The following is a 19,309-nucleotide window of genomic DNA, read 5'->3' on the forward strand; positions in this document are numbered from 1 at the left end:
CACGGGCCACCGGGCAGGCCGGCCCACGCCGGCGGCCACCCAGTCACCCTATTGTCACCATACATGGCCGCCGGATGTCGCGGCGCACCCGGCGCGGCACATTTGTAAGCTCGTATTTCGCCATGCGGCAGGCACGGGCAGCCGTGCCGGTGTCCGCGGCAGGCTGCGGGCGGCCCCGCGGCCAGCGCCGCCGTGGCGGGGCCTGCTTCGCCGTCAAAGGTGGAAACAACTTCGCTGCCCGGGACGGACGGATCCCGGAACGGAGGCGGCTCAGCGGCCGGCTTGCTGGCGCAGCATCTCGGTCAGGCGCTCGGCCGGCATCGGGCGCCCGTACAGGTAGCCCTGCGCCTCATGGCAGCCATTTGCCAGCAGGAAATCCCGCTGTTCGGGCGTTTCCACGCCTTCGGCCACCACGCCGATGTGCAGGCTGGCGCCCACACTGATCACCGAGCGCACGATCGCCGCATCGACCGGGTCCTCGGTCACGTTGCGGATAAAGGACTGGTCGATCTTGAGCCGGTCCACCGGGAACGACTTCAGGAAGCTGAGCGAGGCATAGCCCGTGCCGAAGTCATCGCAGGTCAGCGTGATGCCGTCGCGGCGCAGCGCCTGCAGCTGGTCCGCGACCTCGTCGCCCTGCTGCAGGGCGATGGTCTCGGTGATCTCGATCTCGAGGCAGTCGGGCGCCAGCTCCAGCGCCCGCAGCACGTGGCGGACCTCGGTCAGCAGCCGGGCTTCGGACAGCTGGGCCGCGAACAGGTTGATCGCCACGCGCGGCGGCCGTGGAAACGCCAGCGCCCAGGCACGGGCCTGGGCGCACGCAGTCTGCAGCAGCCACATGCCGACATCGCTGGCGATGCTGCTGCCGGCCAGCGCGTCGATGAAAGCGGCCGGCGACAGCAGGCCGCGGGTGGGATGGCGCCAGCGCATCAGCGCCTCGGCGCCATGGACGCGGCCGTCGCGCAGGTCGATCTGCGGCTGGTACAGCAGCTCGAACTGGCGCTGGGCATAGGCTTCGTGCAGGGCCTGCACCAGCGACAGCCGCGTGGTCACGTCCGAGCGCATCTGCGGCTTGAAGAAACGGATGGTGCGGCCGCCATCGTGCTTGGCCCGCGCCAGCGCCAGGCTGGCCGCCGCCAGCATGTCCGAACCCTGTTCGCCGGCCGCTGGCGCGACGCACGCGCCGATGCTGGCCAGCACGTGATGGCGCCGCCCGGCATGTTCGTGGGGGGAGGACAGCATCGACAGGATCGCGGCGCCGACGTGGCGCACCAGCGTGGGATCGGCAATGGAGGGCAGCAGCACGCCGAATTCGTCGCTGCCGATGCGGCCGATGACAGCGTCGCGCGGCGAGGCATCGCGCAGGCGGCGGGCCACGCGCTGCAGGATGATGTCGCCTTCGGCATGGCCATGCATGTCGTTGAAGGCGCGGAAGTCGTCAATGCCGATCAGCAGCAATGCGCAGCGCGGCACAGCCTCGCTATGCAGGCGTGCCTCCAGCCGTTTCAGAAAGCCCTGGCGATTGTCAACGCCGGTCAGCGGATCGAGATCCGAGCCTGGCGAGGCGCCAGCCGACTTCGCCCCCGACTTGGCCACCATCCCTGCCCCATCTGTAATTGTCGACATTGTTACCCGCTAGCAATTTAGCAAGTGTGACGAAAACTTGGAAAAAATCAAGCAGTTCCGATCCACGCCCAAACCCCTAGGCGCCGGCGCAACGCCGGGCCCGCCGCAACCATGGCGCGCGTTGAATCAGCCCGCCGCATACAGTACCCTACCGCGCATCGGCGCCCGCCACCGCCCCCGACCTGCCCAAGCGGCCCGCCTGGCGGGCATCGTTGCGCCTTCAACAAGAACATCACCGGGATTTCACCGTGAATCAATGGACCATCCGCACGCGCATCCTGGCAAGCTTTTCGCTGATCCTGCTGGTCATGGCGCTGATGGGCGTGGTCGCCTATACCCGCCTGGTCGCGATCGAGCGGGAAACCGCGCTGATGCTGCACGACGCGCTGCCCGGACTGAACTACAGCACGGGCATCCGCGGCGTCTGGGGCGAGCGCTACGTGCTGGCCTGGCAGACCATCAATGCCGCCGACCAGGCCGAGCGCCAGCGCTTCCAGCAGGATGCCCGTGATGCGGCTGGCCGCCTCGACAAGCTGGAGCAGCAATACGAAAGCAGCATCACGCGCGCCGACGACCGGGCTGCCTTCCAGGCCTATCGCGACATACGCGCCCGCTACGAACAGGCGGCCCAGGTCCTGAAGGGCCAGGCCGACTGGAACGGCGCCGCCGCCGCGACGGCGTTGCGCGGCGAGGCCCATGACCGCTGGCTCGACGCGCGCAAGGCCGCCCAGCGCCTGGTGGACGACAACAGCGCGGTCAGCGCGCGCGCCGCGCAGGGCATCGACGATGCCGTCAATGCCGCGAAGATCGGCATCGAAGCGTCGCTGATCGTGGCCGTTGTGGTGGCGGTGGTTTGCGGCTACCTGCTGCTGCGCGCGATCACGGTGCCGATGCAGTCGATCGTCGGCCTGCTGGCCGGCATCCGCGGCGGCGACCTGCGCCTGCGCATGGCGCTGCGCCGCAAGGATGAATTCCTGGAGGTCGAAGAAGGCTTTAACCAGATGACCGGCGAGCTGACCTCGCTGGTGGGTCAGGCCCAGCGCACCGCGATCCAGGTCACCACCTCGGTCAACGAGATCGCCGCCACGGCACGCCAGCAGCAGGCCACCGCCACCGAAACCGCCGCCACCACCACGCAGATCGGTGCAACGTCGCGCGAGATCTCGGCCACCGCGCGCGACCTGGTGCGCACCATCCACGAAGTCTCCAGCGCCGCCGAGCAGGCCGCGGGGCTGGCCGGCACCGGCCAGGTCGGGCTCTCGCGCATGGAAGGCACCATGCAGCATGTGATGGAGGCCGCCGGCTCGGTCAACGCCAAGCTGGCCACGCTCAACGAGAAGGCCGGCAATATCAACCAGGTGGTGACCACCATCGCCAAGGTGGCCGACCAGACCAACCTGCTGTCGCTGAACGCCGCGATCGAGGCCGAGAAGGCCGGCGAATACGGCCGCGGCTTTGCCGTGGTGGCCACCGAAATCCGCCGCCTGGCCGACCAGACCGCGGTAGCCACCTACGACATCGAGCAGATGGTGCGCGAGATCCAGTCGGCGGTGTCGGCCGGCGTGATGGGCATGGACAAGTTCTCGGAGGAAGTGCGCCGCGGCATGTCCGAGGTCACGCAGGTAGGCGACCAGCTGTCGCAGATCATCGCCCAGGTGCAGTCGCTCGCGCCGCGCGTGCTGATGGTCAACGAAGGCATGCAGGCCCAGGCCGGCGGCGCCGAGCAGATCAACCAGGCGCTGATGCAGTTGTCCGAGGCCGCGCAGCAGACCGTGGAATCGCTGCGCCAGTCGAGCCAGGCGATCGACGAGCTGACGCTGGTCGCCAACGACCTGCGCAGCGGCGTGTCGCGCTTCAAGGTCTAGGCTGCCGGTTCCCGCACCGGGCCGTTGCGCGCCGCCGCCATGAAACTCTTCCTGCTGTTCCGCCTTGGCGCCGACCACTACGCGCTTGAAGCCGCCGAGGTCGCCGAGGTGCTGCCGCTGACGCGCCTGAAGCAGATTCCCGGCGCGCCGGCCTGGGTGGCGGGACTGATGGAGCGGCGCGGCCAGCCGGTGCCGGTGATCGACTTGCCCGCGCTGGCCACCGGCGTGCCCGCCGCGCTGCGCACCAGCACCCGGACGGTGCTGGTCCATTACCGCCGCGATGAAAGCGAGCCGGTGCGGCTGCTCGGCCTGCGCCTGGAAGCGGCCACCCAGACGCTGCGCTGTCCGGCGGAATCGTTCGTCGATGCCGGCATGGCGGGCGCCAGCCCGCGCTATCTCGGTCCGGTACGGCACGACGCGCGCGGCCTGGTGCAATGGGTCAGGGTCGGCGCGCTGCTGCCGGACGACGTCCACGCCATGCTGTTCGCCGACGCCGCCGGGGAGGCCGCCGCGTGAGCACCGCCGCGCATATCGAAGCCCTGCTCAAGGCCCGCATCGGCCTGGACGCCGGCGCCATCGGCAGCGGCGCGGTGGCGCGCGCGGTGCGCGAACGCCAGCAGGCGCGGCAGGCGCCCGATACCGAAGCCTACTGGCAGCTGCTGCAAGGCACCGCCGACGAGTTCCAGGCGCTGATCGAGGCCGTGGTAGTGCCCGAGACCTGGTTCTTCCGGCACCGCGAAGCCTTGCTGGCGCTGGGCCGCTTTGCCGCCGAACGCGCCTTTGCCGACGGCAAACGCACGCTGCGCCTGCTGAGCCTGCCCTGCTCCACCGGCGAAGAGCCGTACTCGATCGCCATGGCGCTGCTCGACGCCGGCGTGCCGCCGGGGCGCTTCTATATCGACGCGGTAGACATCAGCGCGCGTGCGCTGGCCCGCGCGCGCCAGGGGCAATACGGCGCCAATGCCTTCCGCAGCGCGCCGCTGGACTTCCGCGACCGCTATTTCACTGCCACGCCCACGGGCTACGTGCTCGACTCGCGCGTGCGCGCGCAGGTGCGGCTGCTGCAGGGCAACCTGGTCGAGCCCGGCCTGCTGTCGGGCGAAGCGCCTTATGACTTTGTGTTCTGCCGCAACCTGCTGATCTACTTCGACGCCGCCGGGCAGCGGCAGGCGGTGCAGACGCTGGTGCGCCTGACCATGGCCGACGGCCTGCTCTTCGTCGGGCCGGCCGAGGCCAGCGTGCTGAGCGCGCAGGGGCTGGAGCCGGTCGGCATCCCGCTGTCGTTTGCCTTCCGCAAGCCGGCAGCCGCCGCGCCCCGTGCCCGCGCACCGTCCTACCCGCCGGTTCACACCACGCAGCCCCCGCGCATGGCCGCGCCGCCGCGCCTGCCGCGCCCGCCCGCGTCGCTGCGTCCCCTGGCTGCCCGGGCGCCCGCGCCAGCCGCAATGCCTGCCGCACCCCTGGCCGCACCCTCTGCGGCCGATGCGCACGCCGCGGCGCTGGCCGCCATCGCGGCCATGGCCGACCGCGGGGAGCTGGAGGCGGCCACCGCCGCCTGCCTGGCGCTGGTCGACCGTGCCGCGCCGGACACCGGCGGCGCCGCCATGGCCGATGCCTATGGCATGCTCGGCGTGCTGCACGACGCCGCCGGCCGCGTCGCCCAGGCGCACGCGGCTTACCGCAAGGCGCTGTACCTGGATCCATCGCACCAGGAAAGCCTGTACCACCTGGCCGCGCTGCTCGACACCGAAGGCGACCACGATGGCGCCACCCGCCTGCGCCAGCGCGCGCAGCGCCACACCCGCAAGCACCATGGCTGAGACCCAGGCCCCTCCCTTTGCCACCGTGGTGCGCGCCACGGGCGTGGACGACTGCTGGCGGCGCATCGGCGTGCGCGGCGACGGTAGCTGCCAGGCACTGGCCGAGCATGCGCACTGCCGCAACTGCCCCACCTACGCGCAGGCCGCCGCGATGCTGCTGGACGCGCAGCAGATCGACCAGTCCGTGCTGGAATTGCCGGATGCCGACGATCTCGCCGGCGCGGCCCACGAGAGCCTCGTCGACAATGCCGCCGGCCAGGACGCCAACGCGCTGGCCTGCCTGGTGTTCCGCGTCGGCGATGAATGGCTCGCGCTGCCGACCGCCGCGCTGGGCGAAGTGACCGCGCCGTGCCCGGTCCATTCGCTGCCGCACCGGCGCGATGCCGCGGTGCTGGGGCTGGCCGCGGTGCGCGGCAACCTGCTGGCCTGCCTGTCGCTGGCGCACCTGTTCGACAGCGGCGCCGCCCGGGCCGAGCCCGGTGCCGCCGGCAGCCGCTTCCTGATCCTGGGACAAGGCCGCGCGGCGATCGCCCTGCCGGTTGCCGAGATCGCCGGCATCGTGCGCGTGCGCCGCGCCGCGCTGCTGCCCCTGCCGGCCACGCTGGCACGCGGCTCGGCCCGCTATACCGAGGCGCTCTTCCTCGACCAGGGCCGCAGCGTGGGCCTGCTCGACGCCGCGCAAATCCGCCAGGCGATGGCACGGAGCCTGGCATGAACCCCGAACAATTGCGCGACGCCTCGCTGCTGGAGTTGTTTGCGCTCGAGGCCGACGCCCAGGCCGAGATCCTCAATGCCGGCCTGCTGGCGCTGGAGCGCGCTCCGGGCGCGCCCGAGCAGCTGGAAGCCTGCATGCGCGCCGCCCACTCGCTCAAGGGCGCGGCCCGCATCGTCGGCCTCGACGGCGGCGTGCGGCTGGCGCACGCCATGGAAGATTGCCTGGTCGCGGCCCAGGGCGGCATGCCGCTGACCGCCGCGCATATCGATGCGCTGCTGCAAGGCACCGACCTGCTGCTGCGCATCGGCCATCCGCCCGGCGGCGACCCGGACTGGTCCGAGCACGCCGGCCGCGCCGAAATCGACGCGGTGATACAACGGCTGGGTTCGCTTGACGGCGACGGCGCGCCGGCGCGGCAAGCGGCAGCGGACGCACCCGCATCCGCCCCAGTCCGCAGCCCCGCCCCGCCGCCCCCGCTCGACCCTGAACGGGCACCATCGGCACCATCGGCACCGATGCCCGCCCACGCCGCCGACGGCCACGAGCGCATGCTGCGCATCAATGCCGACGCGCTGGACCAGTTGCTGGCGCTGTCGGGCGAGGCCATGGTCGAATCGCACTGGCTGCGGCCATTCGGCGAATCGCTGCAAAAGGCGCGGCGCCAGCAGGCGCGCGCGCTGCGCGCGGCCGACACGCTGCAGCAGGCCTTGCGCGAGACCCGGGATGGCGGCGATGCGCATCCGTTGTCCGCGCTGCAGACGGCGCTGGCCGAGCTGCGCCAGCTGCTCGACGATGGCCACCAGCAGCTGGCGGCGCGGCTAAACGAGTTCGAGCAGTACGACCATCGCGCCACGCGGCTGGCACGCCGGCTCTACGACAGCGCGCTGGCCTCGCGCATGCGCCCGCTGTCCGACGGCCTGGCCGGCTACGCGCGCATGGTGCGCGACCTGGGCCGCTCGCTGGGCAAGCCGGTGCACCTGGAACTGTCCGGCGCCGGCACGCAGGTGGACCGCGACATCCTCGAGGCGCTGGACGCGCCGCTGGCGCACCTGCTGCGCAATGCGGTGGACCATGGCATCGAACCCCCGGCGGTGCGCGAGGCATCGGGCAAGCCGCCGGAGGGCCGCGTGACGCTGCGCGCGCGCCACAACGCCGGCCGCCTGCAGATCGAGATCTTCGACGACGGCGCCGGCGTCGACCTCGAAGCGTTGCGGCGCGCCATCGTGCGGCGGCGGCTGGCCTCGGAAGACACAGCGGCGCGGCTGTCGCAGGCCGAGTTGCTCGACTTCCTGCTGCTGCCCGGCTTCAGCATGCGCGACACCGTCTCCGAAGTCTCGGGCCGCGGCGTCGGCCTCGACGCGGTGCAGGAGATGGTGCGCCGCGTGCGCGGCAGCCTGCGCCTGACGCAGCAGCCTGGCGAGGGCCTGCACTTCAGCCTGGAGCTGCCGCTGACGCTGTCGGTGGTGCGCACGCTGCTGGTGGACGTGGCCGGCGAAGCCTATGCCTTCCCGCTGGGCCGCGTGCTGCGCGCCACGTCGGTGGCGCGCGGCGACATCGAACAGACCGAGGGCCACCAGCATTTCCGCCACGAAGGCCGCGCCATCGGGCTGGTCAGCGCGGCGCAGGTGCTGCAGCGCCCCGGTGCTGACACCGCGCCTGCGCGAGAGCAGGTGCCGGTGGTGGTCATCGGCGAGGGCGAGCGGGTTTACGGTATTGCCGTCGACGGCATGCTGGGCGAACGCCTGCTGGTGGTCCAGCCGCTGCCCGCCGCACTCGGCAAGATCCGCGACATTGCCGCCGGCAGCCTGACCGACGACGGCACGCCGGTGCTGATCTTCGATGTCGAGGACATGATCCGTTCGGTCGAAAAACTGGTGTCCGAAGGCCGCATCGAAGGCGTGCGCCAGGCCACGGCGGCCAGCGTGCAGGCGCGCGCGCGCCGCGTGCTGGTAGTGGACGACTCGCTGACCGTGCGTGAGCTGCAGCGCAAGCTGCTGGCCGGGCGCGGCTATGACGTGTCGGTGGCGGTCGACGGCATGGACGGCTGGAACGTGCTGCGCGCCGAGCCCTTCGACCTCGTCATCACCGACATCGACATGCCGCGCATGGACGGGATCGAGCTGGTGCGCCGCATCCGCCAGGATGCCGCGCTGCGCCAGCTGCCGGTGATGGTGGTGTCGTACAAGGACCGCGAACAGGACCGCCAGCGCGGCCTGGAGGCCGGCGCGGACTATTATCTGGCCAAGGGCAGTTTCCACGACGCCGCGTTGCTCGACGCGGTCCAGGACCTGATCGGCGAGGCACGTCCATGAAAATCGGCATCGTCAATGATTCCCCGCTCGCGGTGGCCGCGCTGCGCCGCGCGCTGGCGCTGGATCCGTCGTTCGAGATCGCGTGGATTGCCGGCGACGGCGCCCAGGCGGTGCAGATGGCCGCGCGCCAGACCCCGGACCTGATCCTGATGGACCTGCTGATGCCGGTCATGGACGGCGTCGAGGCCACGCGCCGGATCATGGCCGACACGCCCTGCGCCATCGTGGTGGTGACCATGGACCTGGGACGCAACGCCTCGCAGGTCTTCGACGCCATGGGGCACGGCGCCATCGACGCGGTCGACACGCCGACGCTGGCCGAGGCCGATGCACAGCTCGCCGCCGGGCCGCTGCTGCGCAAGCTGCGCAATATCGCTCGGCTGCTGGCCGGCCGGGTGGCACCGCAGCACGCGCTGGCGGCGGCGCCGCGCGCCGGCAGCGCGCCGCGGCTGGTGGCGATCGGCGCCTCGGCCGGCGGCCCGGCGGCGCTGGCCACGCTGCTGGGCGCGCTGCCGGCGGACCTTGGCGCCGCGGTGGTCACCGTGCAGCATGTCGACGAGGCCTTTGCCGCCGGCATGGCCGAGTGGCTCGACGGACAGTGCGCGCTGCCGGTGCGCATCGCCCGCGCCGGCGAGACCCCGCAGGCCGGCACCGTGCTGCTGGCCGGGACCAACGACCACCTGCGCCTGGCCAGCCCGACCCGGCTGGCCTATACCGAACAGCCCTGCGACTACCTTTACCGCCCTTCCATCGACGTCTTCTTCGAAAGTGTGGTGGAACACTGGCGCGGCGACGTGATCGGCGTGCTGCTCACCGGCATGGGACGCGACGGCGCGCTGGGCCTGAAGGCCATGCGCGACCGCGGCTTCCTCACCATCGCCCAGGACCGCGCGACCAGCGCCGTGTACGGCATGCCCAAGGCCGCCGCCGCGCTCGGCGCCGCCGCCGAGATCCTGCCGCTGCCGCGCATCGCGCCGCGGCTGGTGCAGGCGTGCGGCCTCGCGGCCCTGCCGTGGCCGGCGCCGCCTGCCTGAAAGAATGCAACGGGTCCTCCGGCCGCGCCGGGACCACGAGAACAGGAATTGAACATGCAACCGCAATCCTTCAACCCATCGGCCGGGGCCGCGCCGGCGTCCGCCGGCGACAAGCAAGAGTACCTCGCCATGGTGCTGCTGGTGGACGACCAGGCCATGATCGGCGAAGCCGTGCGCCGCGCGCTGGCCACCGAGCCCGATATCGATTTCCACTACTGCTCGCAGCCGGATGAGGCGGTGGCGGTGGCGCAGCGCACCAAGCCCACCGTGATCCTGCAAGACCTGGTGATGCCAGGCGTGGACGGCCTGACCCTGGTGCAGCGCTATCGCGACAACCCCGCCACGCGCGACATCCCGATCATCGTGCTGTCGACCAAGGAAGAAGCCGCGACCAAGGGCGCGGCCTTTGCCGCCGGCGCCAACGATTACCTGGTCAAGCTGCCGGACAGCATCGAGCTGATTGCGCGTATCCGCTACCACTCGCGCTCTTACCTGAACCAGCTGCAGCGCGACGAAGCCTACCGCGCGTTGCGCCAAAGCCAGCAGCAACTGCTCGAGACCAACCTGGAGCTGCAGCGCCTCACTAACTCGGACGGTCTGACGGGCTTGTCCAACCGGCGTTACTTCGACGAATACCTTGGCGCGGAATGGCGCCGCGCGCTGCGCGAGCAGACCCAGGTGGCGCTGCTGATGATCGATGTCGACGCGTTCAAAGCCTATAACGACACCTACGGCCACGTCGCCGGCGACGACGTGCTGCGCCGCGTGGCCACGGTGATCCGCGACAATTGCGTGCGCGCCACCGACCTGCCCGCGCGCTTCGGCGGCGAAGAGTTCGCCATGGTGCTCCCTGCCACCTCGCCCGGCGGCGTGCGGCTGCTGGCCGAAAAGGTTCGGCGCGCGGTGCAGGGGCTGGCGATTGCCCACAGCGGCTCGCCAACCCTGGACTGCGTCACCGTCAGCATCGGCGGCGCGGTGATGGTGCCCCGGCCCGGCGCGCAGCCGAGCCAGCTGGTGGAGGCGGCCGACGCGGGCCTCTACCAGGCCAAGCGCAATGGCCGCAACCAGGTCATGATGTCGCCGGCCTGAGCCGCGCGGCAACAACCGGTTACACATCTGCACAGGCGACATGGCGGCCTGCGGCCTCGTCTCGTCGCGCCGCCGCGCTTGCGCTGCCAAGGCGCGCCGCCTGGCAGGCCCGCGCAGGCATCACTTCCTGTGGGAATCGTCCGACACTGAATTCGGAGCGTCGCGCCTGTCTGGTCTACCGGTTCAAACCTATCGTTGCATCACGGCAAGCGTGATCCCGCGCCTGCATACCAGATAGCAACTGGCCACGCGGCCGCCGCGATCCGCGCCGGCATGGGCCAGCTCGTCTCTGACTCTAACAGCAAGAGGTGACCCCATGCTTCGATCCAAGACCCTTTTCCTCGGCCTCGCGCTGGCCGCGACCGCGGTGCTGACAGCCTGCGGCGGTGGCGATGACGGCATCGACGACCGCATCGGCCTGAGCAAGCCGAGCGTGCGCGTGATCCACGCCGTCACCGGCGGACCCAATGTCGACGTGCTGCAGAACGGCTCGCTGACCAGCATGGTCAACAAGCCCTACAAATTCGTCTCGACCTACTTCAACGTTGAAACCGGCAACCAGCTGATCTCGTTCAACGCCGCCGGCACGCAGACCGAGCTGGCCCGCAGCAGCCTGGTGGCCGCCACCGGCCACAAGTACACCGTGGTGGCGGTGCCGGGGGCGTCCGCCGCGGAGACGGTGACGATCGACGATCCGTTCGGCAAGGGCCTGCTGTCGAACAAGGCGCGCGTGCGCTCGCTGAACGCGTCCTTCAACGCGCAGAACATCGACATCTACGTGACCCTGCCCGCGATCGACCTGAACTCGGTGGCGCCGACCTTTGCCGCCGTGGGCTACAAGCAGGCCTCGCCGGCGTCGGGCCAGGATTCGATCGACCTGGACGGCAACACCACTTACCGCCTGCGCATCACCCCGGCCGGCACCAAGACCGTCATCTTCGACTCGGGCGCGCTGACGCTGGCCAACAACGCCGACTGGCTGATCACCACGATTCCGTCGGATGGCATCGCCGGCCTGACGCCGAACAAGATCAAGGTGCTGGTGGCGCGTGGCGACGACGAGTCGCAAGCCGGCCTGGAGCTGGTGACGACGCAATAACCGCTGTCGCGGTTGCCCGTGGCAGGCGGGCAGCATGCGCGGAGGCCGGTCCAGAGGGACCGGCCTCTTTTTTTCAGGGCTCGCCGGCGGGCCGCGCCGGGGCTTCTTCGCCCGGCTCCAGCTCCGCCTTCAGCACGGCCAGGTGCGAGATATAGGTTTCCAGTTCGGCCCGCCCTTGCGCGGTGATGCAATACACGCGGCCGCTGCCTTCCACCAGTTCGGCGGTGATGGCACGGGCCATCATCAGGCTGCGCAGGATGGGCCGCAGAGAACGGATGTTCTTGTCGATGCCGCGCTCGCGCAGCCGGTCGACCAGGCTGAGCACCGTGGAGGGGCTCGACTGGACCAGCTTGAGCACATAGATTCTGGAGAAAAACCGGTCAAGGGTAGGCGGTTTCATGGGCGCTGTCGGCGCACCCGATGGTGCGGGAATCCTGATCATCATGCGCAGCCCATGACTGCTGCCGCAGTCGGGCACTCTCTGGGAACAAGGGGGGGCACGCGCGACGCGCCCGCGAAAGAAAACGGGGTGCGCGAAGGCACCCCGAAAGCTTGCGTTGCTCGCGCCGGCCGCTTGCGGGACCGGCGCCATTCCGGGGCGCTCGGCGGCGCTAGTCTTCCTGGAACGCTTCCTCGCGCTTGGCCTTGATCGACGGCAGCGCTACCACCGCCACCAGCGCGGCGGCCGCGATCAGCAGGCCCACCGACAGCGGCCGGGTCACGAACACGCTGAAGTCGCCGCGCGACAGCAGCAGCGTGCGACGGAAGTTCTCTTCCATCATCGGTCCCAGCACGAAGCCCAGCAGCAGCGGTGCCGGTTCGCACTTCAGCTTCAGGAACAGGTAGCCGATCACGCCGAATCCCGCGGCCATGAACACGTCGAAGGTCTGGTTGTTGACCGAGTACACGCCGATACCGCAGAACACCAGGATCGCCGGATACAGGAAGCGGTACGGCACGGTCAGCAGCTTCACCCAGATGCCAATCATCGGCAGGTTCAGGATGATCAGCATCAGGTTGCCGATCCACATCGAGGCGATCAGGCCCCAGAACAGCGACGGGTTGCTGGTCATCACCTGCGGGCCGGGCTGGATGTTGTGGATGGTCATCGCGCCCACCATCAGCGCCATCACCGCGTTGGGCGGAATGCCCAGCGTCAGCAGCGGAATGAAGGACGTCTGCGCCGCGGCGTTGTTGGCCGATTCCGGACCGGCCACGCCTTCGATCGCGCCCTTGCCGAATTCATGCGCGTTCCTGGACGTCTTCTTCTCCAGCGAGTACGCCGCGAACGACGCCAGCGAGGCCCCGCCGCCCGGCAGGATGCCCAGCGCCGAGCCCAGCACCGTGCCGCGCAGCACCGCCGGCGCCATGCGCTTGAAGTCCTCCCTGGTCGGGAACAGGTTGGTGACCTTGTTGGTGAAGGTCTCGCGGGCTTCCTTCTGCTCCAGGTTGGCGATGATCTCGGCAAAGCCGAACATGCCCATTGCCAGCGCCACGAAGTCGATGCCGTCGGTCAGTTCCGGCACGTCGAACGAGAAGCGCGCGGCGCCCGAGTTCACGTCGGTGCCGATCAGGCCCAGCAGCAGGCCCAGCACGATCATCGCGATGGCCTTGGGCAGCGAGCCGGAAGCCAGCACCACGGCGCCGATCAGGCCCAGCACCATCAGCGAGAAGTACTCGGCGGGGCCAAACTTGAAGGCGATTTCCGACAGGGGCGTGGCGAACGCGGCCAGGATCAGCGTGGCGACGCAGCCGGCGAAGAAAGAGCCCAGGCCCGCGGTGGCCAGCGCCACCCCGGCGCGGCCGCGCCGCGCCATCTGGTAACCGTCGATGGTGGTCACCACCGACGACGATTCGCCCGGCAGGTTCACCAGGATGGCGGTGGTCGAGCCGCCATACTGCGCACCGTAGTAGATGCCGGCCAGCATGATCAGCGCGGCCACCGGCGGCAGCGTGTAGGTGATCGGCAGCAGCATGGCGATGGTAGCCAGCGGCCCCAGGCCCGGCAGCACGCCGATCAGCGTGCCCAGCACGCAGCCCAGGAAGGCATAGGCCAGGTTCTGCAGCGACAGCGCGGTGGAAAAACCCAGCGCAAGGTGATCAAACAATTCCATGATGCGGCGCTCCTTAACCGGTAATGAAGGCCGGCCACACCGGCATCTGCAGGTTGATGCCGTACACGAAGGCGCCCAGGCTGATCAGCACCAGCACCACCGCGTTGAGCAGCGCCCCTTTCCAGCTGAACTCGTGGCTGGCCATCGACGACACCAGCACCAGCACGAACACCGACAGCACCATGCCCAGCGGCTTGAGCAGCAGGCCGAACAGCACCACCGAGCCGAGGATCCACAGCAACGTCTTCAGGTCCCAGCGCGCCAGGTGGTCTTGCTCGCCCTTGGGCGACAGCGAGGTCAGCAGCACCACCGCCCCCAGCACCGCGAGCACCAGGCCCAGCAGGAATGGAAAGTATCCGGGTCCCATCTTGGCGGCCGTTCCCATGGAATAGCCGCGAGCGACCCAGGAAAAGCCCAGCCCGACCAGAATGAACATCAGGCCGGAGGCAAAGTCCTTTTGGCTGCGTATGCGCAAAACGATTCTCCTCAAAGTTCACGAAATGCCGTGCCGGGGGCGCACTGGCTCTGGCGCCAAAGACATGCAAGCGGCAATGCAAGCGGGCATGCTTCCCGACGGTTGACCCGAACCTTAGAGACGTGATCTTTCAGGTGCCTTTCATTTGTCCTGTTTTAGGGGTATTTACCGATAGGCCCTGAAAACAAGGCAAATCTGGCAACGCGATACGAAAAAATAGATCACGTTGTGATGTATTTTTTCGAAAAAAGACCGAAGGGAAAGCGGACAGGAATGTCAGGCGAACAAGACGGCGCGCACCCTTGCATCAACGCAAGGGCGCGGCCGCAAAGACGCGCGCCGCTACCGGACCGGCGGGCACGCGCGCACTGGGAGGGAGTGCCAGCGACGACACGATGACACATCGATCTTTCGGAAGGCTTTCAATGCGGAATGCCGAGGCGATTACCGCGCGGCCTCTGCCGCGGGCGTTGCGTTGCCGCGCGCATCGATGACCTCGCCCGCGTCTTCGCAGGGCGTGCCCATGCTGGTATCGGGCGCCTGCCCCACGGCCTCCGCCGGATGCGGCGCGGCGGGCAGGATCCGGCTGCCACGCCAGTTGCCGAAGCGGTAGTAGCCGAACGCCAGTGCCAGCGACACCATCGAGCCGAGCGGAAAGCTCCACCAGATCGCGTCGGCGCCGAGGCGCGGGCCCAGCGCCCAGGCGAACGGCAGCCGGATCACCCACATCGACAGGAACAGGATCACCAGCGGCGCCATCACCGCGCCGGTGGCGCGCACCGTGCCGAAGATGACGATGGTGAAGCCGAACAGGATGAACGACCACAGCACCACCACGTTGATATGCTGCGCGATGCCGATGGCGACACCGTCGGTACCGAGGAACAGGCCCAGCGAATGGCGGTTGAACAGGTAGATCAGCGCCACCAGCGCGCCGGTCATCGCCACGTTGAACAGCAGCCCCACGCGGGTGATACGCGCCACGCGCTGCCACAGCCCGGCGCCGACGTTCTGCGCCACCATCGACGAGACGCTCGCGCCCACCGCCAGCGCGGGCATCTGCACATAGGTCCACAGCTGCGAGGCCACGCCATAGGCGGCGGTGGTCTGCGAGCCATAGGCGTTGACCAGCGCCATCATCACGATGGCGGACGACGAGATCACCACCATCTGCAGGCCCATCGGCAGGCCCTTGACCACCAGCGCGCGCAGGATGGCCGGATCCGGCACCAGCAGCGCCAGCTGGCCGCGATGCAGCAGCAGGAAATGCCGGCGCCGGTACAGCAGCGCCATCATTGCCGCCAGGCTCGCCAGCTGCGCGATCAGCGTGGCCAGCGCCGAGCCGGCGATGCCCATGGCCGGGACCGGGCCCACGCCGAAGATCAGTATCGGGTTGAGCACCACGTCCAGCACCACGGACAACAGCATGAACCAGAACGGCGTGCGCGAATCGCCGGCGCCGCGCAGCGTCATCATCACGAAGTTGTAGAAGTACATGAACGGCAGCGCCAGGAAGATGATGCGCAGGTAGGCCACGGCCAGCGGCGCGGCATCGGGCGGCGTGCGCATCGCGGCCAGGATGTCGGGGGTAAAGAAGTAGCCCAGCGCCGAGGCCAGCACCGACAGCGCGACGAAGAAGGTAGTGCTGGTGCCGACCACGCGCCGCGCCTGGTCCACGTCTCGCGCGCCGACGGCCTGGCCGATCATGATGGTGTTGGCCATGCTGATGCCGAACACCACGCCCAGCAGGAAGAACAGGATGATGTTGGCGTTGGAGGTGGCGGTCAGCGCGGCCTCGCCCAGGAAGCGCCCGACCCAGACCGAATTGATGGAGGCATTCAGCGACTGCAGGATGTTGCTGCCCAGCACCGGCAGCGAGAACAGCAGCAAGGTCCGGCCGATCGGGCCGGTGGTCAGTCTGGCATCGGGCTTCATGGGGCGTCGCGAGGCGGAAATCCGGCCAGTCTATTCCTGCCCCCCGCTGGTCTACAAGCACGCCGAGCCTTAACCCCGTCGTTCCCGCTAAGGCGGGAACCCAGTGACTTTTTCCCCGAAGGAGACGTGAAAGACGCTGGATTGCTCGCTGACGCTCACCCTGCGGGCCGTCCTCCAGACGTCCAATGCGCATCCGCGCATTGTCCCGCCTGCGCGGGAATGACGGTGTGTTTAATGCCTGTACTGAACGGCATACGGCTCCGCCCGCCCCTTTTTACCTGAATGAGTTATTTCCGGACAACGACCGCCGCCGCATACTCCGGCTGGGACCAGCGCGTCCCGGGCCTGCTGCCGGACGGGGTTATCCGGGCTTATCCGGATGGATCCGGCATGCGAGCGCCTTCCGCCGCGGTCAAAACAAGGAGGTGGGGTCATGTTTGTCGGATTCGAGCCTGTTGCCGGCGCCCTGGTGCCGTTTGCCTATGACTGGCCGATGGTGGGCCTGTCGTTCCTGATTTCGGTGTGCGGCGCCTACGTCGGCCTGCGCTGGTCGCGCCGGGTGCGCCAGCCCGACGGGCGCCTGGACATCGACCGGCTGCTGTGCGCCAGCGTCGCGCTGGGCGGCGGCGCGGTCTGGTCGATGCACTTCATCGGCATGGTGGCCTACCAGACCCCGACCCACCGCGAGTTCGGCCTCTTCACCACGCTGGCCTCGCTGCTGGTGGTGATGGTGCTGGCCGGGGCCGGCCTGGCGGTCGCGTCGCGCCCGCGCGGCAGCCGCACCGCCAACGTGGTGCAGGGCGGCGTGCTGACCGGGCTGGGCGTGGTGGCGATGCACTACACCGGCATGGCGGCGATCCGCTCCAACACCCGCTTCGACTGGGATCTCGCCATCATCGGGCTGTCGGTGGTGATCGCCGTCGTGGTGTCGGTGGTGGCGCTGTGGCTGGCCATCACCGTGAAGACCGGCGGCAAGCAGCTGGCGGCGGCCCTGGTGATGGGCGTGGCGGTCTGCGGCATGCACTACACCGGCATGTCGGCCGGCACCATGATCTGCACCAGCCCGACCTACGCGCCCAGCCTGTTTGCGATCGAGGGCGACAGCATCGGCTATGCGGTGTTCGGCCTGAGCCTGATCACGCTGCTGGTGATCCTGGTGGTGGAGGCCACGCGCACCGGCGCGGCCGCGATGGCACGCACGCGCGATATCGCCTGACATCGGGCTCACGGGCCGGCGCGCCCGTTCCCGCACATTCCTGGCGGACCAACACCCGGCGCGCTGCATGAACACGGCGGCCGGGTTAAGCTTGCGGTTTCACCGCCCACCAGGAGAACACGCATGTACCAGGATCTCGCCCTCTATATCGACGGAGAATTCATCAAGGGAGGCGACCGGCGCGAGCAGGAGGTCATCAACCCGGCCACGCAGGAAGTGCTGGGCCAGCTGCCGCACGCCACGCGCGCCGACCTGGACCGCGCCCTGGCCGCCGCGCAGCGCGCCTTCGAAAGCTGGAAGAAGACCTCGCCGCTCGAACGCGGCAAGATCCTGCGCCGCGTCGGCGAGCTGGCGCGCGAGCGCGCCCGGGACATCGGCCGCAATATCACGCTGGACCAGGGCAAGCCGCTGGCGGAGGCCGTCGGCGAAATCATGGTCTGCGCCGAGCACGCCGACTGGCACGCCGAGGAATGCCGCCGCATCTACGGCCGCGTGATCCCGCCGCGCCAGCCCAATGTGCGCCAGCTGGTGGTGCGCGAGCCGATCGGCGTCTGCGCCGCGTTCACGCCGTGGAACTTCCCCTTCAACCAGGCCATCCGCAAGATCGTCGCCGCGGTGGGCGCGGGCTGCACGCTGATCCTGAAAGGGCCCGAGGACTCGCCCAGCGCGGTGGTGGCGCTGGCGCAGCTGTTCCACGATGCCGGCCTGCCGCCGGGCGTGCTCAATATCGTCTGGGGCGTGCCGTCGGAGGTCTCGACTTACCTGATCGAATCGCCGATCGTGCGCAAGATCTCGTTCACCGGCTCGGTGCCGGTGGGCAAGCAGCTGGCGGCGCTGGCCGGCGCGCACATGAAGCGCGTCACCATGGAGCTGGGCGGGCACTCGCCGGTGCTGGTGTTCGACGATGCCGACATCGACCCGGCCGCCGAGATGCTGGCACGCTTCAAGCTGCGCAACGCCGGCCAGGTGTGCGTGTCGCCCACGCGTTTCTACGTCCAGGACAAGGCCTATGACCGCTTCCTGGCGCGCTTCACCGAGGTGATCGGCTCGATCAAGGTCGGCAACGGCCTGGAAGACGGCACCCAGATGGGCCCGCTGGCGCACGAGCGCCGCGTGCTGTCGATGGAGCAGTTCCTGGACGATGCCAGCCAGCGCGGCGGCAAGGTGGTGGCGGGCGGCTCGCGCCTCGGCGACAAGGGCTACTTCTTCGCGCCGACCGTGGTCACCGACCTGCCCGACGACGCGCGCCTGATGACCGACGAACCCTTCGGCCCGGTGGCGCCGGTGACGCGCTTCAAGGACACCGCCGAGGTGCTGCGCCGCGCCAACAGCCTGCCCTACGGCCTGGCGTCGTATGTCTTCACCAACTCGCTGAAGACCGCGACCGAGGTCTCCAATGGCCTCGAAGCCGGCATGGTCAACATCAACCACTTCGGCATGGCACTGGCCGAGACCCCGTTCGGCGGCATCAAGGACTCGGGCATCGGCAGCGAAGGCGGGCTGGAGACCTTCGACGGCTACCTGGTGACCAAGTTCATCACCCAGGCCTGAGCGCCCGGGCGCGGTGCAGGGCGGCCTGCCGCCGGCTCCCTCCCGGGGCCGGCGGCGCCTCCCCGTCAGCGGAAGAAGATGCCGCGCGTCAGGAACGTATGATTCGCTTCTTCCGCCATCAGCCAGACCAGCACCAGCAGGCACAGCGGCGGGATCAGGATGGCGCAGATCAGCGCCATGCGTTCCCATGCCATGTGCATGAACACCGCCACGATCAGCCCTGCCTTCAGCCCCATGAACAGCAGGATCAGGGTCCAGCGCAGGTAGCCGGTGACGTGGAAATAGTCGACCAGGTACGACAGCGTCGACAGCACGAACAGCAGCAGCCAGATTTTCAGGTACAACCCGATCGGGTGCTCCTGCCCGTGGTGCGCGGCGTCGCCGCCGGTGGCGTGCGCGGGCGTTGCTGGCGCCGCGGGGGTTGCCGCGGGTGTTGCCGGATTCGATGCCATGGCCAC

Annotated in this window: 16 protein-coding genes; 10 read left to right on the forward strand and 6 right to left on the reverse strand. The window is 69.3% G+C overall.

Translation table 11 applies throughout. From position 1 onward, the window contains the following. Positions 1-270: 270 nt before the first annotated feature. Positions 271-1,599 carry a putative bifunctional diguanylate cyclase/phosphodiesterase gene (locus RALTA_RS24080; RefSeq protein ID WP_012356563.1) on the reverse strand — a complete coding sequence of 443 codons (1,329 nt, stop codon included), beginning with the start codon at positions 1,597-1,599 and terminating at the stop codon, positions 271-273. Positions 1,600-1,874: 275 nt separating this feature from the next. On the opposite strand from RALTA_RS24080, the gene RALTA_RS24085 reads away from it, so the two are divergent. From RALTA_RS24085 to RALTA_RS24120, 8 genes are all read left to right on the forward strand, one after another. Then, positions 1,875-3,491, forward strand: a complete 1,617-nt coding sequence (locus RALTA_RS24085; protein ID WP_172583111.1) for a methyl-accepting chemotaxis protein — start codon at positions 1,875-1,877, stop codon at positions 3,489-3,491. A gap of 39 nt (positions 3,492-3,530) precedes the next feature. After that, positions 3,531-4,007, forward strand: coding sequence for a chemotaxis protein CheW (locus RALTA_RS24090; RefSeq protein ID WP_025585319.1), 477 nt, complete (start codon positions 3,531-3,533; stop codon positions 4,005-4,007). After that, positions 4,004-5,311: a CheR family methyltransferase gene (locus RALTA_RS24095; RefSeq protein WP_012356566.1), complete on the forward strand. Its 1,308-nt coding sequence runs from the start codon at positions 4,004-4,006 to the stop codon at positions 5,309-5,311. Before RALTA_RS24090 ends, RALTA_RS24095 begins: the two co-directional genes overlap by 4 nt. Beyond that, positions 5,304-6,026: a chemotaxis protein CheW gene (locus RALTA_RS24100; RefSeq protein ID WP_012356567.1), complete on the forward strand. Its 723-nt coding sequence runs from the start codon at positions 5,304-5,306 to the stop codon at positions 6,024-6,026. Before RALTA_RS24095 ends, RALTA_RS24100 begins: the two co-directional genes overlap by 8 nt. Then, positions 6,023-8,338 (forward strand): hybrid sensor histidine kinase/response regulator, encoded by a 2,316-nt coding sequence (locus RALTA_RS24105; protein ID WP_012356568.1) that lies wholly within the window; start codon positions 6,023-6,025, stop codon positions 8,336-8,338. Before RALTA_RS24100 ends, RALTA_RS24105 begins: the two co-directional genes overlap by 4 nt. Next, entirely contained in the window at positions 8,335-9,372 is a 1,038-nt protein-coding gene (gene cheB / locus RALTA_RS24110; RefSeq protein WP_012356569.1) for a chemotaxis response regulator protein-glutamate methylesterase, read from the forward strand. Before RALTA_RS24105 ends, cheB begins: the two co-directional genes overlap by 4 nt. A gap of 54 nt (positions 9,373-9,426) precedes the next feature. Next, positions 9,427-10,461, forward strand: coding sequence for a diguanylate cyclase domain-containing protein (locus tag RALTA_RS24115; RefSeq protein ID WP_041232615.1), 1,035 nt, complete (start codon positions 9,427-9,429; stop codon positions 10,459-10,461). Between the two features lie 316 nt (positions 10,462-10,777). Continuing rightward, a complete protein-coding gene (locus RALTA_RS24120; protein WP_012356572.1) occupies positions 10,778-11,560 on the forward strand; it encodes a DUF4397 domain-containing protein in 783 nt (260 codons plus the stop codon). 73 nt (positions 11,561-11,633) lie between these two features. Here RALTA_RS24120 and RALTA_RS24125 read toward each other — a convergent pair whose 3' ends face one another. The 4 genes from RALTA_RS24125 to RALTA_RS24140 all read right to left on the reverse strand — a co-directional run bounded on the left by RALTA_RS24125 (position 11,634) and on the right by RALTA_RS24140 (position 16,084). Further along, on the reverse strand, positions 11,634-11,960 hold the full coding sequence (locus RALTA_RS24125; RefSeq protein WP_012356573.1) for a helix-turn-helix transcriptional regulator: 327 nt from the start codon (positions 11,958-11,960) through the stop codon (positions 11,634-11,636). A 211-nt stretch (positions 11,961-12,171) separates the two neighbouring features. Further along, positions 12,172-13,674, reverse strand: a complete 1,503-nt coding sequence (locus tag RALTA_RS24130) for a tripartite tricarboxylate transporter permease (protein WP_012356574.1) — start codon at positions 13,672-13,674, stop codon at positions 12,172-12,174. A gap of 13 nt (positions 13,675-13,687) precedes the next feature. Beyond that, on the reverse strand, positions 13,688-14,149 hold the full coding sequence (locus RALTA_RS24135; RefSeq protein WP_025585326.1) for a tripartite tricarboxylate transporter TctB family protein: 462 nt from the start codon (positions 14,147-14,149) through the stop codon (positions 13,688-13,690). A 444-nt stretch (positions 14,150-14,593) separates the two neighbouring features. Beyond that, positions 14,594-16,084 carry an MATE family efflux transporter gene (locus tag RALTA_RS24140; RefSeq protein WP_012356576.1) on the reverse strand — a complete coding sequence of 497 codons (1,491 nt, stop codon included), beginning with the start codon at positions 16,082-16,084 and terminating at the stop codon, positions 14,594-14,596. Between the two features lie 433 nt (positions 16,085-16,517). On the opposite strand from RALTA_RS24140, the gene RALTA_RS24145 reads away from it, so the two are divergent. Together RALTA_RS24145 and RALTA_RS24150 are read left to right on the forward strand one after the other, a co-directional pair. Beyond that, entirely contained in the window at positions 16,518-17,300 is a 783-nt protein-coding gene (locus RALTA_RS24145; protein WP_012356577.1) for an MHYT domain-containing protein, read from the forward strand. Between the two features lie 123 nt (positions 17,301-17,423). Continuing rightward, a complete protein-coding gene (locus tag RALTA_RS24150; protein WP_012356578.1) occupies positions 17,424-18,851 on the forward strand; it encodes an NAD-dependent succinate-semialdehyde dehydrogenase in 1,428 nt (475 codons plus the stop codon). A 65-nt stretch (positions 18,852-18,916) separates the two neighbouring features. On the opposite strand, the gene RALTA_RS24155 is transcribed toward RALTA_RS24150, so the two are convergent. Then, complete coding sequence (locus RALTA_RS24155) at positions 18,917-19,303, reverse strand: cytochrome C oxidase subunit IV family protein (RefSeq protein WP_012356579.1); 387 nt, start codon at positions 19,301-19,303, stop codon at positions 18,917-18,919. Positions 19,304-19,309: the final 6 nt, after the last annotated feature.

This window comes from Cupriavidus taiwanensis LMG 19424 (assembly GCF_000069785.1).
Lineage (GTDB): Bacteria > Pseudomonadota > Gammaproteobacteria > Burkholderiales > Burkholderiaceae > Cupriavidus > Cupriavidus taiwanensis.

Bases quoted from the DNA above. Each gene is read 5' to 3' on its own strand.
- RALTA_RS24080 (WP_012356563.1), bottom strand. From the start codon at position 1,599: ATGGTGGCCAAGTCGGGGGCGAAGTCGGCTGGCGCCTCGCCAGGCTCG.
- RALTA_RS24090 (WP_025585319.1), top strand. From the start codon at position 3,531: ATGAAACTCTTCCTGCTGTTCCGCCTTGGCGCCGACCACTACGCGCTT.
- RALTA_RS24100 (WP_012356567.1), top strand. From the start codon at position 5,304: ATGGCTGAGACCCAGGCCCCTCCCTTTGCCACCGTGGTGCGCGCCACG.
- RALTA_RS24105 (WP_012356568.1), top strand. From the start codon at position 6,023: ATGAACCCCGAACAATTGCGCGACGCCTCGCTGCTGGAGTTGTTTGCG.
- cheB (WP_012356569.1), top strand. From the start codon at position 8,335: ATGAAAATCGGCATCGTCAATGATTCCCCGCTCGCGGTGGCCGCGCTG.
- RALTA_RS24115 (WP_041232615.1), top strand. From the start codon at position 9,427: ATGCAACCGCAATCCTTCAACCCATCGGCCGGGGCCGCGCCGGCGTCC.
- RALTA_RS24120 (WP_012356572.1), top strand. From the start codon at position 10,778: ATGCTTCGATCCAAGACCCTTTTCCTCGGCCTCGCGCTGGCCGCGACC.
- RALTA_RS24125 (WP_012356573.1), bottom strand. From the start codon at position 11,960: ATGAAACCGCCTACCCTTGACCGGTTTTTCTCCAGAATCTATGTGCTC.
- RALTA_RS24130 (WP_012356574.1), bottom strand. From the start codon at position 13,674: ATGGAATTGTTTGATCACCTTGCGCTGGGTTTTTCCACCGCGCTGTCG.
- RALTA_RS24140 (WP_012356576.1), bottom strand. From the start codon at position 16,084: ATGAAGCCCGATGCCAGACTGACCACCGGCCCGATCGGCCGGACCTTG.
- RALTA_RS24145 (WP_012356577.1), top strand. From the start codon at position 16,518: ATGTTTGTCGGATTCGAGCCTGTTGCCGGCGCCCTGGTGCCGTTTGCC.
- RALTA_RS24150 (WP_012356578.1), top strand. From the start codon at position 17,424: ATGTACCAGGATCTCGCCCTCTATATCGACGGAGAATTCATCAAGGGA.
- RALTA_RS24155 (WP_012356579.1), bottom strand. From the start codon at position 19,303: ATGGCATCGAATCCGGCAACACCCGCGGCAACCCCCGCGGCGCCAGCA.